Source organism: Roseofilum acuticapitatum BLCC-M154 (genome assembly GCF_030068475.1).
Taxonomy (GTDB): Bacteria; Cyanobacteriota; Cyanobacteriia; order Cyanobacteriales; family Desertifilaceae; genus Roseofilum; species Roseofilum acuticapitatum.
This window is the reverse complement of sequence record NZ_JAQOSP010000063.1, coordinates 29,420-44,668: the sequence shown is the minus strand read 5'-3', so window position 1 is coordinate 44,668 and position 15,249 is coordinate 29,420. Positions and strand designations below refer to the sequence as shown.

15 protein-coding genes are annotated in these 15,249 nt (G+C 46.1%); 9 read left to right on the top strand and 6 right to left on the bottom strand.

Annotation, left to right across the window (positions count from 1 at the left end):
* The first annotated feature begins 41 nt into the window (after window positions 1-41).
* A complete protein-coding gene (locus PMG71_RS08860) occupies window positions 42-254 on the top strand; it encodes a hypothetical protein (protein ID WP_283753305.1) in 213 nt (70 codons plus the stop codon).
* A gap of 483 nt (window positions 255-737) precedes the next feature.
* On the opposite strand, the gene psbU is transcribed toward PMG71_RS08860, so the two are convergent.
* Together psbU and PMG71_RS08850 are read right to left on the bottom strand one after the other, a co-directional pair.
* A complete protein-coding gene (psbU, locus tag PMG71_RS08855; RefSeq protein WP_283753304.1) occupies window positions 738-1,160 on the bottom strand; it encodes a photosystem II complex extrinsic protein PsbU in 423 nt (140 codons plus the stop codon).
* A 96-nt stretch (window positions 1,161-1,256) separates the two neighbouring features.
* Window positions 1,257-2,261 carry an adenylate/guanylate cyclase domain-containing protein gene (locus PMG71_RS08850; RefSeq protein WP_283753303.1) on the bottom strand — a complete coding sequence of 335 codons (1,005 nt, stop codon included), beginning with the start codon at window positions 2,259-2,261 and terminating at the stop codon, window positions 1,257-1,259.
* A gap of 138 nt (window positions 2,262-2,399) precedes the next feature.
* Here PMG71_RS08850 and PMG71_RS08845 point away from each other — a divergent pair, with 138 nt between their 5' ends.
* The gene (locus PMG71_RS08845) at window positions 2,400-3,008 is read left to right on the top strand and encodes a DUF3611 family protein (protein ID WP_283753302.1); all 609 of its coding nucleotides are present in this window, start codon (window positions 2,400-2,402) and stop codon (window positions 3,006-3,008) included.
* A 10-nt stretch (window positions 3,009-3,018) separates the two neighbouring features.
* On the opposite strand, the gene PMG71_RS08840 is transcribed toward PMG71_RS08845, so the two are convergent.
* Window positions 3,019-4,458, bottom strand: a complete 1,440-nt coding sequence (locus PMG71_RS08840) for an efflux RND transporter periplasmic adaptor subunit (RefSeq protein ID WP_283753301.1) — start codon at window positions 4,456-4,458, stop codon at window positions 3,019-3,021.
* 194 nt (window positions 4,459-4,652) lie between these two features.
* Here PMG71_RS08840 and PMG71_RS08835 point away from each other — a divergent pair, with 194 nt between their 5' ends.
* Entirely contained in the window at window positions 4,653-5,819 is a 1,167-nt protein-coding gene (locus tag PMG71_RS08835; RefSeq protein WP_283753300.1) for a cysteine desulfurase family protein, read from the top strand.
* 111 nt (window positions 5,820-5,930) lie between these two features.
* Here PMG71_RS08835 and PMG71_RS08830 read toward each other — a convergent pair whose 3' ends face one another.
* Window positions 5,931-6,920: an o-succinylbenzoate synthase gene (locus PMG71_RS08830; RefSeq protein WP_283753299.1), complete on the bottom strand. Its 990-nt coding sequence runs from the start codon at window positions 6,918-6,920 to the stop codon at window positions 5,931-5,933.
* A gap of 213 nt (window positions 6,921-7,133) precedes the next feature.
* On the opposite strand from PMG71_RS08830, the gene PMG71_RS08825 reads away from it, so the two are divergent.
* The 5 genes from PMG71_RS08825 (at window position 7,134) to PMG71_RS08805 (ending at window position 12,542) form a co-directional block, all read left to right on the top strand.
* Window positions 7,134-7,370 carry a hypothetical protein gene (locus PMG71_RS08825; protein ID WP_283753298.1) on the top strand — a complete coding sequence of 79 codons (237 nt, stop codon included), beginning with the start codon at window positions 7,134-7,136 and terminating at the stop codon, window positions 7,368-7,370.
* Between the two features lie 206 nt (window positions 7,371-7,576).
* A complete protein-coding gene (locus PMG71_RS08820) occupies window positions 7,577-8,482 on the top strand; it encodes a M48 family metallopeptidase (RefSeq protein WP_283753297.1) in 906 nt (301 codons plus the stop codon).
* A gap of 117 nt (window positions 8,483-8,599) precedes the next feature.
* Window positions 8,600-9,826: an HhoA/HhoB/HtrA family serine endopeptidase gene (locus tag PMG71_RS08815; RefSeq protein WP_283753296.1), complete on the top strand. Its 1,227-nt coding sequence runs from the start codon at window positions 8,600-8,602 to the stop codon at window positions 9,824-9,826.
* A gap of 184 nt (window positions 9,827-10,010) precedes the next feature.
* Window positions 10,011-11,759, top strand: a complete 1,749-nt coding sequence (locus PMG71_RS08810) for a SulP family inorganic anion transporter (RefSeq protein ID WP_283753295.1) — start codon at window positions 10,011-10,013, stop codon at window positions 11,757-11,759.
* Between the two features lie 93 nt (window positions 11,760-11,852).
* Window positions 11,853-12,542 (top strand): DUF3318 domain-containing protein, encoded by a 690-nt coding sequence (locus PMG71_RS08805; RefSeq protein ID WP_283753294.1) that lies wholly within the window; start codon window positions 11,853-11,855, stop codon window positions 12,540-12,542.
* 104 nt (window positions 12,543-12,646) lie between these two features.
* Here PMG71_RS08805 and PMG71_RS08800 read toward each other — a convergent pair whose 3' ends face one another.
* Window positions 12,647-13,147, bottom strand: coding sequence for a GNAT family N-acetyltransferase (locus tag PMG71_RS08800; protein ID WP_347179235.1), 501 nt, complete (start codon window positions 13,145-13,147; stop codon window positions 12,647-12,649).
* 41 nt (window positions 13,148-13,188) lie between these two features.
* Between PMG71_RS08800 and PMG71_RS08795 the strand changes: the two genes are divergently transcribed.
* A complete protein-coding gene (locus PMG71_RS08795; RefSeq protein ID WP_283753292.1) occupies window positions 13,189-14,217 on the top strand; it encodes an AEC family transporter in 1,029 nt (342 codons plus the stop codon).
* Here PMG71_RS08795 and PMG71_RS08790 read toward each other — a convergent pair.
* Entirely contained in the window at window positions 14,214-15,233 is a 1,020-nt protein-coding gene (locus PMG71_RS08790) for a Gfo/Idh/MocA family protein (protein WP_283753291.1), read from the bottom strand. The two genes, PMG71_RS08795 and PMG71_RS08790, sit on opposite strands and share 4 nt — an antisense overlap.
* Window positions 15,234-15,249 lie beyond the last annotated feature (16 nt).

Here is a 15,249-nt window from a genome sequence, read left to right as displayed (position 1 = left end):
TGCCAGTATAATTGAAAGTAGGTCTCGCATTAACTAGGGTTATGGGTATGGGAACACAGTTAAGCCTTGACAAATACACAGCTATCCTATTCGTTGGAACATTAGCGATCGCCGCTTGTTCTCAACCCAGTGTGGCTCACTCCTCTATTAATCAGGTTGAGCGACCCCATCGAGATCTCATGCAACTGCTTAAGGGTTATGAGCCTCCTGATAATGGATCTCCTGACAGTACGGGAGATACAGGCGGACGGTGATCGAAACTAGAGGTAAGCTTTGCCCTTATTGTATGGCATCGAATACGAGCAACCCATAGGGATGATGAAATGACTAGAGCCTATTGGGAACACACATCTACACTTTTTCGCGATTAACTAGGTTGGCAGCAACGAGATCCACGCCCAGTAGAAGAATGAAGGAACAATATCTGAGTGTACTCTAGGTGGAAATAGTCTTTCAGTAGTCTATGTAACCGATTTATAAAGGTTGTGCGCGTTTATAATTGTTGTTACGTTCGATAACTTATGAACTGCTTTCAGTATAACACCTTCTTTAGGAAGTAACCAGAGTTAAGGGAAGAAAAATCCCAGTCTCTGATGAACTTATAGAGCCTAGAGACTGGGAGCGGAACATTTCAAAACTGAGACTGAGCATTAATCAGAAAATGATGAGGTTGAGCCAGAGATCCATAAGATAGATCATCTAAGATCATCCTTAACTCTTAATCTGAGTGGTTATGCTTAGTCATAGTTACCGTTATTCACATTATTTTGCCCATAGACAAAAGCTTCTGTGGGTTCAGTAACGGTAAACTTATCCAAATTGGCTTCAAGTCTTGCTTTTTGGCGATCGCTCAGTCCAGCAATCTTCAGAATATCTTCCACCTTCTCATAAGGGCCACTATTCACAATTTTAGTCGCCAAGACTGGATAAAATCCTTTGAGATCTAGAAAGGATCGAACACTAGAGTTATTCAAATCAATGCGATCGCCAATTTCCGCCAGTTTATCATCAGCCTTATTGCGGACATCCGCCTCAGCCAAGATGGGAAACTGGACACTCGAAACCTGTAAAGACACAGCCGTAGCAGGTGCTGTGTTAAGGGTAATCAGAGTAGCAATCAGAATTACTAAAGCTGGCAACAGGCGCAGCAATCGTTTCATGGGTATCATTCCTCCTTTGTTAATCAGTTATCACTAAACCATGACACAGCCATCATTACCTATTATGGGACTGATTTGGCCCATTCATGCCATGCATCAGTAAAATTTAGGGGATTTAAGCAAAAATGCCTGGAGTTGGCTAAAAGAACACCCATAAGTCACCGCAGGATGTTCATAGCCTTTAAGCTGAACCATATGTTTTTCAAATAAGGTGGGATTCGTGCCCACACTAAACAAATATTGATAAGTTGTTTTACCTAAAGCAATATCCTTCTTAATTTGCTTCGTACAAGATTCAAGTCGGAATGCGGCATTCACCGTATCGCCTAAAGCCGTATAATCGGGGCGATCGCCACTTCCCGTATTCCCCACCATCGCATATCCCGTATTCACCCCAGCCCCAATCCGCATGGGTGAAGGCAAAGGATACTCTTTTGCCAACTTTTGAGTCATCTGATGTAACTGATTCAGAGCATAAAGGATTTGCATCACCTCCGTTTGGTTTACCCCCTCCGTACCATGAAACCAAACCGCCATCACCGCATCCCCAATATACTTATCCACCCAGCTATCATACTTGCGAAGAATTTTGCCCACATTCCGAAACCAATTGCCCATCATTGTCGATAGGGTGACATCATCCATCTGTTGAGTCAGTCCAGTAAAATTGCGAATATCAACCACCATCACCGAAATCAACCGCCGCACATGCAGAGCCGCCGTCACATGGGAATTCTCTTCAGCTTCTTCCAAACTTAAAGTGTGTTCTGGAACAGCCAAGGGATCGTGAAACTGAGCTTCCGTTTGGCCAAACATCAGATGATCGCCATCTTGTAGAGTTACCGGTACATTCACCCGACGGCCATTGACAAACGTGCCATTACGACTACCCAAATCAATCAAATAAACCGTTCCTGTATCTGTATGTTGGATCATGGCATGGTTACGCGAGATCCAGGGATCGGACAACACCACCATATTGTCTTGAGTTCGTCCAAGTGTCCAACACTGATTCCCCGCTAACGAAAGATGGCGAATTGATGATTGGGTTTTAAGGACAAGATAAGGATGAGTATTTAAGCTCACTGTGGACGGCCTCATTACAGTTATGATGTCCCTAGATGCATCCTGACAGAATTGTTTTTAGGATAAACCAATTCTCTAAAACTAGAGATCTCATAGTATCGATCTTCCTGTTCCCCTATACACTATCGATTATCACCCTTACTGTCCTCGTCTATGTTTGATCCGATCGCTCCCCCCAAACCTAACCTCCAGCAAATTGCCAGCGAATTTTATCGCTTGGGATGGATTGGCTTTTGGGCACAACTGGGTTTAGGCATTATCCCCATTGTTATTTTGCTGTTTGTCTTGCTCTTTGACAACACGCCCAACTCTGTACAAGCTGGGAGTTCTTGGCTTGCTACAATTTTAGCCTATGGGTGTTTATTCACCTTAATTTTTACAATTTATTGGTGTTTTCATTACACTCAACTGTCCGATCGACTGGGCAATCCAGACGTTCGTCCCTCTAAGGCACAAATTCGGCGTAGCCTATGGATTGGGATTGTGGCGAATATCGGTGGTATGACTTGTGCGATTCTTGTCGCTCTTTGGCGAGTGGGAACCCTATTATTTCGGATGTTATCCTTACCCCCTGGAGCCTCAACCCTCTATACTCCAGTGCCAGGAACTGCGGTTGTCAATCCTGGCTCTATTATTGTGCCGATGAATATGATTGCCCTGCAAGCCACGATCAATACAATCGCTGCTGAACTGGTGGGTTTAGGGGTCACTCTCTGGCTACTCTATCGAGTGTTGCAGCATACTCCCCCCAAGGAATCCTGAGCCATGTTCCTTAACTCGATTGAGTTTCTAAGGCCATTCCTGGTTCCAGGTTCTGATCGGGAGTGGGTAGAATGACTTGATCTCCTGGTTCTAAACCGGAAAGCACTTCCACAGTCTCTAATCCTTCTAAGCCTAGGGTAACCTCTCTTTTTTGGGCTAAACCCTGTTGATCTTTGACCCAGACAAAGCTGTTTTTCCCTGACTTTTGTAGGGATTCTAAGCTAATCACTACTACATCTTGACGTTGATCGAGGATGATTTCCACATTCACCTGACTTCCAGGAATTAAGGTTCCTGTGGGTTGATTCAGTTGCACAACTGCTGATACCGTGGCTAGTCCCCTTCCCACCCCTTCAGAGTCGGAGACGGAGATGGCTTGGGGAGATAAAGCTACCACTTGACCCTCATAGATGGGAGCATCTGGGCCAATAATCGTAATGCGCGCGGGTTGATTTAACCGTACTTTGGGTGCATTCAGGATAGATAAACTGAGTCTGACATATTCTTGGCTGGGATTTCCGAGGGTTAATAAATCGTGCCCTCGTGTGACTCCCTCCCCATTACTAACATTCACGCCTAAAATCACGCCATTAATGGGAGCCTTAATTAGGGTATCTTGGAGTTCTTGTTCAATTTTTCGTAACTCTAGTTCTTGCCGTTGGAGTTGCAGTTGAGTGGTGTTGACAGTAAGTTGGCTGCTTTGCATTTCAGAGGTAGCATTAGCAATATTAGTTTGAAGTTCGTTAGATTTGGCTAATTTCTGCTGGTCTAAGCTTAAGGTTTCTGTTTCTACCTGGTGTTGGGCATCGCGCACTGCAATTTCAGCGTTTCTGACTGCTTGACGTTGCGATCGCAATCGATCTCCAGCAATAAACCCCTTATCTGCCAATTCTTGTAAATTCTTTAACTCTTCTTGGGTATCTTCTAGATCTGCCTGTTTTTCCTGCACCCGTTGTTGATAGCGCTCTAGTTGTAACTGTTTTTGTTCCAATTCTAAGGCATGAATCTGAAGTTGCCCTTGGGCGGTTTCTAGGTTTTTTTGGGCGGTTTGTACTTTTTGCTGATGGTGGGCTAACTGAACCATGGTTTCTTCGATGGTACTCAGTTGCTGTTGCAAGCGAGTTTCCCGTTCCGGATTGCGTAACCGAATGATTTCCTGTCCAGCTTGTACCGGTTGTCCTACGGTGACTAATACTTCTTCCACGGTGCTATCATCAGGGGCTTTGAGGATTTGCTGATTGGCTAACTCCAAGATGCCACTTTCATTAATGGTTTGTTCAACCGATCCCAACTCGATCGCTCTGGTGGTTACTTTAATAGGTGCAGGAGGTCGTTGAGCGATCCAGGTATAACCCAGAAGACTCAAAACCGAAATTCCGGCGATCGCCCCCGATCCCATTAACCACCGAATTCCCTGTTTCTGTTGTTGTTTGGCCAAAATTTCTATCATTGTTAAGCATGGGTAGATAAATGGGCGATAATGCTCCCTTTCGCCTGAATTTGGGGACTCAGTTTGGTGAAGAGTCCCTATGGCGATCGCCTTGCTTAGTGTATCGAATCTCTAGCTGAAGATGCCAATTATTGCACAGAGGTCAAAGCATACTAAGCTGAGAAGAGGAGATCCCGACGCGACTGAAGCCACCTATGCAAATTTATCTGGATTATAGTGCTACTACCCCGACACGCCCAGAGGCGATCGCAGCCATGCAGGAGATTTTGCTCCATCAATGGGGTAATCCCTCTAGTTTACACAGTTGGGGGCAACGGGCGGCGACGGTATTAGAATTAGCTAGAATGCAAGTAGCCGCTTTAATTGGAGCCACCTCCAGCGACTCGATTATCTTTACTTCTGGAGGCACGGAGGCAGATAATTTAGCCCTGATGGGGGTTGCCCGTCAGTATGCAAAACCGCAGCATTTGATTATTTCTAGTGTGGAGCATTCGGCCATTTCTCAACCAGCCCAATTTTTAGAGGAACGGGGATGGAGGGTGACTCGTTTACCGGTGAATCGTCAAGGACGGTTGAATCCGGTCGATCTAGAGGCGGCTATCTGTGCAGATACGGTGTTCATTTCGATCATTTATGGTCAAAGTGAGGTGGGAACCCTACAACCGATTGAGGAGTTGGGCAAAATTGCCCAGAGTCATGGAGTTCTCTTTCATACGGATGCAGTACAAGTGGCGGGACGATTGCCGTTAGATGTGAGCAGTTTACCCGTAGATTTGCTGTCGTTGTCGAGTCATAAAATTTATGGCCCCCAAGGGGCGGGAGCGTTGTATGTGCGCCCTGGGGTTAAGTTGCATCCGTTGATCGGGGGAGGGGGACAGGAGCGGGGAGTGCGTTCGGGAACGGAGGCAACTGTGACGATCGCCGGTTTTGGAGTGGCTGCGGAGTTGTCCAATGAGGAGTTACCGGAGGAAATGTTGCGCTTAAGGCGGTTGCGCGATCGCCTGTTTGAGCAATTGGCAGATATTGAGGGTTTGGTTCCTACGGGCGATCGCTGGCATCGTTTGCCCCATCATGTGAGTTTATGTTGGCAAGATACCCGGCAGATTACAGGCAAAACTTTGGTCAGGCAATTGAATTTAGCAGGAATTGGTATCAGTGCGGGTTCGGCTTGTCACAGTGGTAAACTCTCTCCGAGTCCAATTTTAAGGGCGATGGGATATTCAGATTCTGAAGCCATTGGCGGTATTCGCTTCACATTGGGTAAGCAAACTACACTAGCAGATGTGGATTGGACGGCAATGGTTTTAAAGCAGATTCTGCACCGGTTGCGCTCCAATTCTGAACGTTTGGTGAAAATTTGAGCGATAGGGAATAGGCGCTCTCCCCATCTCCCTATCTCCCCATCTCCCCATCCCCCTATCCCCCTATCCCCCTATCCCCCTATCCCCCCATCCCCCCATCCCCCCATCTCCCTATCCCCCTATCTCCCCATCTCCCCATCCCCCTATCCCCTCCTCAAACCAGCGATCGGTTCCGAATCCGAGGGCGCGATCTAGGTTAGGGAGAGTTGCGACTAATCGGAGCAGCATTTTGCGGGCGATCGCCGTTTCAAAGACGGATGAGATGACGATATCCACCGGATGAGTTTGACAAAAGTCGATCAACCGCGAGGGAAAGCCGAAAATTGCTGGTTTAATGACCATGATGCCCGGCCATCCCTGATGATAAACTTGTAGGAACTGCTGCCAAGTGGCGATCGATTCATCCAGAGCTAACGGAGTTTGATACTGTTTGCAGAGCGTCAACATGGCTGGAAATTCCGACACTCCTAGGGGTTGCTCCAAAAATTCTACCGGCTGACCTGCACAAGCTTGTAACCATTGATGGGCTTCTTGTTCCGTCAGTCCCCCATTGGCATCAAGACGCAATTTAACTCCTTCTGGAAGTATCGATAAGAGGTCTTGAAAGAGCTTTAATTCTTGGCTAATCTCTGCTACGGCTATTTTCCATTTTAGGGTTTGATATCCCTGATTCCAAATGGGTAATTTAGGGTCGAGGGCGGCTTTTCCTGTAGGTAATAATCCACAAATGTTGGTTAAATGGGGGGGATCTTCTAAAGCCTGTAGATCGATTAAGGCAGACTCAAACCCAAATTGACAAGCGGGGAAGCGATCCGGAATAGAGGTTATCTGTTTAAAACTGATTTCACCTCCAAAGGAATGACAAAACGCTAAGGCTTCTGTTAAGTTTTCTGAACCAAAGCTCGGTAAGGGGGCAATTTCTCCCCAGCCCTCCTCTCCAAGTTCAGATGCTGTCATCGGGCGCAACTGAATCCAAATCCCTTGGCGATCGCGCCACAGTCCATGATGGGTTTGCAAGGGCTGCTTAAACCGGCGGCAATAGGGTTCGATCCTGAGCTGATATTTAGTGTTTTCTTGATAATTGTTAAAATTGATCCCCATTGGCAACTAATCTTGTTAATATATATATTAGATTGTTTTTCCTGTGATTCTAACTTAATAAGATATCAAGTTTTTATCAAATTAGTATAAACCCTGATGGAAAGGTATTCCAGAAAGTGATACCATAGGATAAAAAAGATAAACACATCAGTTAGTCAGGAATAAAGCGCAAAATTGCTTATTTTTATTCCCTTGCATTTGGGTAAAACTGCCATGAGAGAATTATCCTATTTCACCCCTACAGCTTCGGTTTCTGCCGATCTCCCAGAACGGCAAGTTCGATCGAGTTCCATGGAAACAATGGCTTGTGTCGATCGCGGTTTGCTTCTATGGATCAAAAGCCTAATTTTTTTACTCCTCTTAGGAATAACCAGTCTCGGAGTCCTCATATTGGCTTTGGGGGTGGTTTCTCCAGTTGAAGAGGCTTTAGAAGCGGAATCAGAAGGCTGAATCGCTGATTATCGAACTGTCTTTAGCTCAATCTGAATTTTAAAGACTGGTATGTACTATAGCCAAATCAATACTAATGACAGTAGGGGCAATTAACTTGCCCCTACTTGCGATCTATGGGGACTCTCTACTGTAGAAGAGAGAAGCAGCAACTTTTAAGGAGATCGGTGCGTCTAAGTACATCTGCATGATATTGAAGGATGATTATGGTAGGCCTAATGAAGCAATTATGGTTTCGGCGATGGATCTATCCCCTCATTTCTCTGGGAGTCGCCCTAGGAATTGGGGTGAGTAGCCCCCAAATGAGCCAAGGATTTTCGATTTGGGATATTCTCCCGGATGTGATTCAATATGTGCAATTGGCGAGTTTAGGCGATCGCCAAGAAATAGCCCTAGGAAAACAAATTAATCAGCAACTGATTAGGCAGGAAGTGCGAATTTATGACGATCCGGAATTAACGGATTACATTAATCGCATTGGTCAACGGTTGGCCCAAGAAAGTTATCGCCCTCCCACATCGAACTATAAGTATACATTCCAAGTGGTTGATGATGATTCGGTGAATGCTTTTGCTACCTTGGGAGGCTTTGTTTATATCCACACGGGGCTGATCGAAGAAGCGGAAAATGAAGCAGAACTCGCCAGCGTCATCGGCCATGAAATTGCCCACATTGCCGAACGTCATGCGATTAACCAAATGCGCCGTATGGCTCTCACTAATGGCTTAGTGACTGCTGCGGGAGTCGATCAAAGCCAGATCGTGGGATTAGGGGTAGAAATTGCCCTGCGTTTACCCCATTCTAGGGATGCCGAATATGAAGCGGATCGGGTGGGACTGAATATGCTGACAGCGGCCGGTTATGCCCAAATTGGCATGGTAGATTTTATGCACAAATTAGCGCGATCGCCTTCTATGCCCACTTTTCTTAGCACCCATCCCCATACAAGAGATCGCATCAATGCTCTAGAACAGGCGATCGATCCCGAATTTGCCGCCGTCGGTGATGGACTCGATCCCGATGCATATCAATACCAAATTGCTTCCTTAAATGGGGAAAGTGGCGATCGATCTCCATCAGAAGAAACGGATGAAGGCTTTTGGCCCCTATAGTCTGAGGAGTTAGTGCGGTTAACCGAAACAGCCGATCGATAGACAAAATCGTTAATCTAATAACATAAAGCTAAAGGGTCAACCTTGACCTAACCTGATATCACCCCAGCGTGAACCATGACAAATCCCTATCCATCCGATAAAAGTTCCTCTCCAGCACCTTGGAAGCAGCCCCTCATCTATGTCACCCTGATGCTCTTTGGCAGTACCCTGACCTTAGTGGGGACTCAGGTTTTATCGCGATCAACTCGTTCGTCTCCAACCACTCAACAGACTTCTAGCACCATTGCCGCTCTCCCTTCAAGTCCAACTGCACCCATCGTTCCCGGAAGTAATGCTAGTTTCGTCAGTCAAGTCGTACAAAATGTGGGGCCGGCAGTAGTTCGTATTGATGCTTCCCGCGTGGTGACCCAACAAGTACCGGATGTCTTCACCGATCCTTTTTTCCGTCGCTTCTTTGGTGGTGCTACCCCCATGCCTCAAGAGCGGGAAGTTAAGGGGTCAGGTTCCGGATTCATTATCAATGAACATGGCGTAATTTTAACCAATGCTCATGTAATTGAGGGCACAGATACGGTAGATGTGACGCTCAAAGATGGGCGCACATTAGAGGGAAAAGTTTTAGGAACCGATCCGGTAACGGATGTGGCAGTCGTCAAGATTGATGGAGAAAATCTGCCCACGGTGAAATTGGGGAACTCGGATAACTTACAGCCAGGTGAATGGGCGATCGCCATTGGTAACCCCCTCGGTTTAGACAATACGGTTACGGTAGGCATTATCAGTGCCACCGGTCGCTCTAGTGCCCAAGTAGGGATTCCCGATAAACGAGTGAGCTTTATTCAAACCGATGCAGCCATTAACCCCGGTAATTCCGGCGGCCCCCTGCTCAACCAACAAGGAGAAGTGATTGGTATTAATACCGCCATTATTCAAGGGGCCCAAGGCTTAGGCTTTTCTATTCCGATCAATACTGCCCAAAATATTGCCGATCAACTGGTGGCTAACGGAAAAGTCGATCATCCTTACCTCGGCATTCAAATGGTGACCTTAACCCCCGATCTACAAAAGGAAATTAATCAAAATCCCAACAGTGGTTTTAATATCTCTGCCAGTGAGGGGGTTTTAATTGTGCAAGTGATCCCCCAATCTCCAGCAGCGCAATCGGGATTAAGGGTTGGAGATGTGATTACCGAAATTGAGGGCAAACCGATGAAGGAAGCAACAGCAATTCAAGAAGCGGTGCAAAATACTCAGGTGGGTAGTCCTTTGAAGGTATTGGTTCGTCGTGGCGATCGGTCTTTACCGTTAACGGTTCGTCCGGGAGTCTTTCCAGCTCAGTAATTCTCTAGGATCAAATATCTATTGCTATATCCCCTAAAGTATTTACTTATTGGGGGTATTTTTAATGTTTATTTAATGGATATCGATCGCTCTTAAGGCTCATAATTCACTAATTCCCTATTCCTCATTCCCTATATTTAGACGATCTCCATCCTTACATTTGCCCTGTCTTTTCTAACTTGCTATGCAACTGATTAATCCAATTACGACAAAAAACCTGCGAGGTGACCTCTTTGGGGGGATTACGGCCGCCATTGTGGCCCTTCCCCTGGCTCTTGCCTTTGGGGTGTCCTCTGGTGCTGGGGCGATCGCCGGTCTCTATGGGGCGGTTTGTGTGGGTCTATTGGCGGCTCTGTGTGGGGGGACTCCCTCACAGATTTCTGGCCCCACAGGGCCGATGACCGTGGTGATGGCCAGTGTGTTTACAGCACTGATTGCCAAATATCCCGAAACGGGTTTAGCCATGAGTTTTACCGTGATTATGCTCGGTGGAGCCTTACAAATCCTGTTTGGAGTGCTGAAACTGGGACAATATATTACCCTGATTCCCTACACGGTGATTTCTGGTTTTATGTCTGGCATTGGGGTAATTATTATTCTGATTGAAATCGCCCCTCTGTTGGGTCATCCCAATTCAGCTAATGTGATTGAAGCGCTGCAAAATTTTGGCTATTTTATCCAAAATGTGAATCCCGCAGCTATGGGGTTAGGGGTACTCACTTTGGCGATCGTGTTTTTGAATCCTAAACGAGTTAATCGGGTCATCCCTTCTCCCCTCTTAGCTTTGATCGTTTGTACTCTAGTTTCCCTCTTTCTGCCAGAAGGGAGCCAGATTGAGCGTATTGGCGAAATTCCAAGCGGACTACCAAGCCTTCATTGGCCCCAGTTTCGGGTGCAAGATTTAAAGGATATGGTGGGCTATAGCTTGATTTTAGCGATGTTGGGATCGATTGATTCCCTGCTGACTTCCTTAGTGGCTGATAATATTACCCGCACTGAACATGATTCCGATCGCGAATTAATTGGTCAAGGAATCGGCAACATGGTCTCTGGATTTCTCGGTGGTTTACCTGGTGCTGGGGCCACCATGCGAACGGTGATTAATGTGCAAGCGGGAGGAAAAACGAACCTTTCTGGCATCATCCATGGCTTAGTGTTGATGGTGATTGTGTTTGGTGCAGGGCCTTTAACGGCAACCATTCCTCATACGGTATTAGCCGGAATTTTGATTAAGGTGGGGATTGATATTATTGATTGGAGTTTCCTAAAACGGGCCCATAAGTTATCTGTCAAAGCAACGGGTTTAATGTATATTGTGCTGCTTTTAACGGTTTTTGTCGATCTGATTACGGCTGTGGCAGTGGGGGTCTTTGTGGCCAATATGTTAACGGTGAAAAAGTTAAGCGATCTGCAACAGCAGGATGTGCAAGCGACAACTGGACACCATGGGGATCATCATCTACCTTTAACGGCGCAGGAACGGCAGCTATTACAACAGGCAATGGGCCGAATTCTGTTATTGCGTTTGGGAGGCCCGATGAGTTTTGGCGCGGCTAAGTCGATTGCCCAACGGATGGGAATTGTGGAAGACTATGATGTGTTGATTTTGGATCTAGAGGATGTGCCGTTGTTGGGGGTTACGGCTTCTTTGGCGATTGAAAATATGGTGAATGAGGCTTTAGGGAAACGTCGGTGGGTCTTCGTTGTGGGAGCAACAGGAGATGTGAAAAAACGCCTGGAACGCCTAGAGTTATTGAGTCGGATTCCGGTTGAACATCAAGCAACAACCCGTCAGAAAGCTCTAGAACAGGCGATCGCTCTACTGGGACAATTAGAGGTTCACGAAGTGATTACCCATTCGGGTATGAGTGAGAAGATTAACGAAAATATGAACTTATCCGAGCCATTAACGGCTGAAAAGGAGATAAAGTAGTCGATAGCGCTGTAATCACCCATTCGGTCAGCGTCCAAGATATACTCAAGAGAAGACGACCTACTTGTTTTGTCAGATTCTAGGGCAAGCGATATGAAATCCTATGCAACCTCCTCTGCAAGAGCAGAAATGAACGAACTGCGCCGCTTAAAAGGCTTATTGCCGCCAGAACTGCAAAGTTGGGTGATCGTAGAGGTGGCAACAGAAGTGAACCCTCCCCTAGTGCGATCGGAAGAAATTGGCAATGATGAGGTGGAAATTCAGATTGATTTGACTAAATGGGATCAACTGGCGATCGACCAACGGAATTTGCTGTTTTGGCATGAGGTGGGACGAATTCAGAATGATACGATTCCTAAAGATGGCTGGGAAATGGCAGCCCTGGCTATTGGTTTAGGAGGGGCAGTGGGAGAGCTTTGGGTACAAGATGGCTTATTGCTCCTCTTAGCTCTGGCGTTATGCGGTGTTTCCGGTTATCGCCTCTATCAGAAAAATAATCCTGAAAAGACTTTACAGGAAGCGATTCAAGCGGATGAAAAGGCGATCGCCTTAGCGACTCGTTTCGGCTATACCCTGCCGAATGCCTATAAGAGTCTGGGCAGTGCTTTAAAAATCTTAATCGAACAAAATCCCAAAAAACGCCAACGCAGTCGCTATGAAGCTCGTTTGCAAGCCCTGAAGCGTAGTGCATCGAAGGCGAAAGCTAGGGCGAAGGGTAAAACGGATGCTCCCTTTGCGGCTGAACCGGAAGCGGATTATCGCTCAGAAAATATGTTTGGTTGAATCTGAGGAGTAGGGAGTGAGAAGTAATTCTTGTGTTTCCCTATTCCTTACTTTCTGTCTTTCGGTTGCGGTTTGTGATCCTATAGTATTGTCTAGCTACAGAGTTATAGTTGGTCTAAGTTGTTGAGAATGGTTTTGATATACAGGCGATCGCAGCGTGGCGTTTGGACTCCGGTTGCTTGTTGATATCCCCGACGCTCATAAAGCCAAATGGCTTCTTTTAGAACCGAGGCGGTTTCAACCCAAATTTCTTGATAGCCTTGAGCTTGAATCCTGGATTCTAAAGATTGTAAGAGAAAAGAACCGAGTCCTTGTCCGCGTACAGAGGATAAAAGATACATTTTGCGAATTTCTACGGCTTTGTGGCCTTTGGAGATGGGATGATAGGCTGCTGTGCCGACCAATTGGCGATCCGATTCAATTACCCAAAATTCTCCCCCTGTTTGTAGATAGGCACTTTCCACTTCTAGAGCATCTCGATCGGTTCCTTGGGGTTCCCAAGTTAAGCCATATTCAGCTAAAACAGAGCTGATGAGGGTGGCAACATTTTGGCGATCGCTCGGTTGCCAATCTCGAATTAAATAGTTACGGTAAAGTTGTTCCATAGCTGTATAGATGGGTATGTTCACCGAAATTTTAAGCGATCATGACTCCCTTAGTTGAAAACTTAATCAAGCTCTATGTTCCTTTAATTGGCTGGACACTACTGGGATGGAGTATCGGTAAGTTTCTGATTGGTACACTTTTGCCTAAGAATATCAGTGCTTATTTAGGGAAAGCCTTATTTATGTTTGGCGTACCCATTAGTATTGTGGCGTTTCTGCGGAAAACCGATCTTTCGGGGGGGATTTGGATTGCACCCTTAACGGCTTGGATCGCGATCGCCGTAGGAGCTGCTTTTGCGTGGACTTGGATCGATCTGGGTGTCAGTGATGAGCGGTTGCGAGCCATTGCACAGGGCTTAAATCCAGCTCTGGAAGGGCCTAACACTGTAGCGGTAACCACCAGTAAATGGAGTCAACCCACCCAAGGTAGTTTTATGCTGGCCATGATGTGTGGAAATACAGGCTACCTGGGATTTCCTTGCGTTTTGGGGTTGGTAGGAGAAGACTATTTTGCCTGGGCCTTATTTTACGATCTACTCGGATCGGCGATCGCCGTTTACGTGGTTGGCGTTGCTCTCGCTTCCTATTTTGGTAGCAGCGATCAAGAGCAAGAATCTGTCCTACAAAGAACCTTCAAAGCCACCCGCAATAATCCAGCATTTTGGAGCCTATTATTTGGCTTAGGATTTCGCTATGTCCCTCTGCCTGAACCCATTGAAACCACCTTATATAATGCCGCTTGGACAGTTGTGCAGATTTCTTTGGTATTAATTGGCATTAAGCTTAGTGAACTCAAAACCCTGGGCAAGCTCAAAAGAGCCTCCACTTGTTTATTAATTAAAATGCTCCTCGTTCCCCTAGTGGTAGGGACAGGATTAATGTTTTTTGGCATCGATGGCCCTCCCCGATTAGTCATGGTGCTACAAATGTCCATGCCCCCTTCATTTGCCACCTTAGTCATTGCCCAAGCCTATCATTTAGATCAAGATTTAGCGGTTACCAGTTTAGCTCTTGGCTCGATTATCTTGTTATTTACTTTGCCTATTTGGGTATGGTTATTTGGCGCTTAAGTTTTCTGCTTCAATTGAATATTATAGGGGGATTCATAGGCAGAATATAATAAATGATGTACAGTTTGGGCAAATTCTAAATTATCAGTTCCTTGCTGTAAATGGTTTCTAAAGTCCTGAAAAACCCCTTGATAATGATTGACCATGCGGGGTTGTTCTGTGGTCAAATCAGCTAGAATACTCGACTCTCCGTGAGGATCGGTTAAGAGCAATCTTTGGCGATCGTGGTCTAACCGTAGTTCATAACCCGTTTTTGCAAACTGTAGATCAGTGGTTTTACTTTTAATTCCTAAACCCCAATGGGTTTCAATCCATCCTCGACCGGCACAATTACCTTCTGCTGTCGCAAACCTGAATCCAACCTGACTATGAATCTTCCCATTCGAGTCAGTTAAGTCTGGAGTAAAATAGGACTGAGTTAGCTCTAAATTGCGAACAATTTTAGCGATGAGGCTTAATGCATTCACTCCTGAATCCATCCAACTCGAAATTAAACTATGGGCATGGGGCTGTAAGATGCCATCGACCCAATAGGGATCATAAAAATGGGCAAAAAATCCCGTGATGGGGCCGTAAGTTTCCTCTAATGCGGATTGATGTTCTAGAAACCACAACACCTCAGCACCAAAAGCAGCATGAAAGGCGATCGCCAGAGGAACTTGAGCTTGGGAAGCTTGCTCAATTAAGGCTTCCCACTCACCTCTAGAAGCAGTAGCGGGTTTTTCTAAGAGAATCGGTTTACCCCAAGATAGGGCTTCCTGAGCTACAGTATAGTGACTGGAAGAGCTGGTGGCAATGATGACAGCATCAGGGTTAACCTGCTCATATAATGGGTTCAGAGAGGTAAAAGCAGGACAATGGGGATAATGATTATTCCAGGTATCCACTTTCTGGCGATCGCAATCCACCACTCCCACAACCGTCAAATCTTCTCGGTTAGCTAAGGCTGGCCAATAATAATTTGTGACTTCACCGAGTCCAATAATGGCTAATCTAAAGCAACGCACTTGATTCATAAGGCTTTGGTGTACA

Excerpts from the sequence above, each read along its gene's own strand:
- PMG71_RS08860 (WP_283753305.1), top strand. The coding sequence starts at position 42 with ATGGGTATGGGAACACAGTTAAGCCTTGACAAATACACAGCTATCCTA.
- PMG71_RS08820 (WP_283753297.1), top strand. The coding sequence starts at position 7,577 with ATGGTAGGCCTAATGAAGCAATTATGGTTTCGGCGATGGATCTATCCC.
- PMG71_RS08835 (WP_283753300.1), top strand. The coding sequence starts at position 4,653 with ATGCAAATTTATCTGGATTATAGTGCTACTACCCCGACACGCCCAGAG.
- PMG71_RS08815 (WP_283753296.1), top strand. The coding sequence starts at position 8,600 with ATGACAAATCCCTATCCATCCGATAAAAGTTCCTCTCCAGCACCTTGG.
- PMG71_RS08805 (WP_283753294.1), top strand. The coding sequence starts at position 11,853 with ATGAAATCCTATGCAACCTCCTCTGCAAGAGCAGAAATGAACGAACTG.
- PMG71_RS08795 (WP_283753292.1), top strand. The coding sequence starts at position 13,189 with ATGACTCCCTTAGTTGAAAACTTAATCAAGCTCTATGTTCCTTTAATT.
- PMG71_RS08845 (WP_283753302.1), top strand. The coding sequence starts at position 2,400 with ATGTTTGATCCGATCGCTCCCCCCAAACCTAACCTCCAGCAAATTGCC.
- PMG71_RS08825 (WP_283753298.1), top strand. The coding sequence starts at position 7,134 with ATGAGAGAATTATCCTATTTCACCCCTACAGCTTCGGTTTCTGCCGAT.
- PMG71_RS08790 (WP_283753291.1), bottom strand. The coding sequence starts at position 15,233 with ATGAATCAAGTGCGTTGCTTTAGATTAGCCATTATTGGACTCGGTGAA.
- PMG71_RS08830 (WP_283753299.1), bottom strand. The coding sequence starts at position 6,920 with ATGGGGATCAATTTTAACAATTATCAAGAAAACACTAAATATCAGCTC.
- PMG71_RS08840 (WP_283753301.1), bottom strand. The coding sequence starts at position 4,458 with ATGATAGAAATTTTGGCCAAACAACAACAGAAACAGGGAATTCGGTGG.
- PMG71_RS08800 (WP_347179235.1), bottom strand. The coding sequence starts at position 13,147 with ATGGAACAACTTTACCGTAACTATTTAATTCGAGATTGGCAACCGAGC.
- PMG71_RS08810 (WP_283753295.1), top strand. The coding sequence starts at position 10,011 with ATGCAACTGATTAATCCAATTACGACAAAAAACCTGCGAGGTGACCTC.
- psbU (WP_283753304.1), bottom strand. The coding sequence starts at position 1,160 with ATGAAACGATTGCTGCGCCTGTTGCCAGCTTTAGTAATTCTGATTGCT.
- PMG71_RS08850 (WP_283753303.1), bottom strand. The coding sequence starts at position 2,261 with ATGAGGCCGTCCACAGTGAGCTTAAATACTCATCCTTATCTTGTCCTT.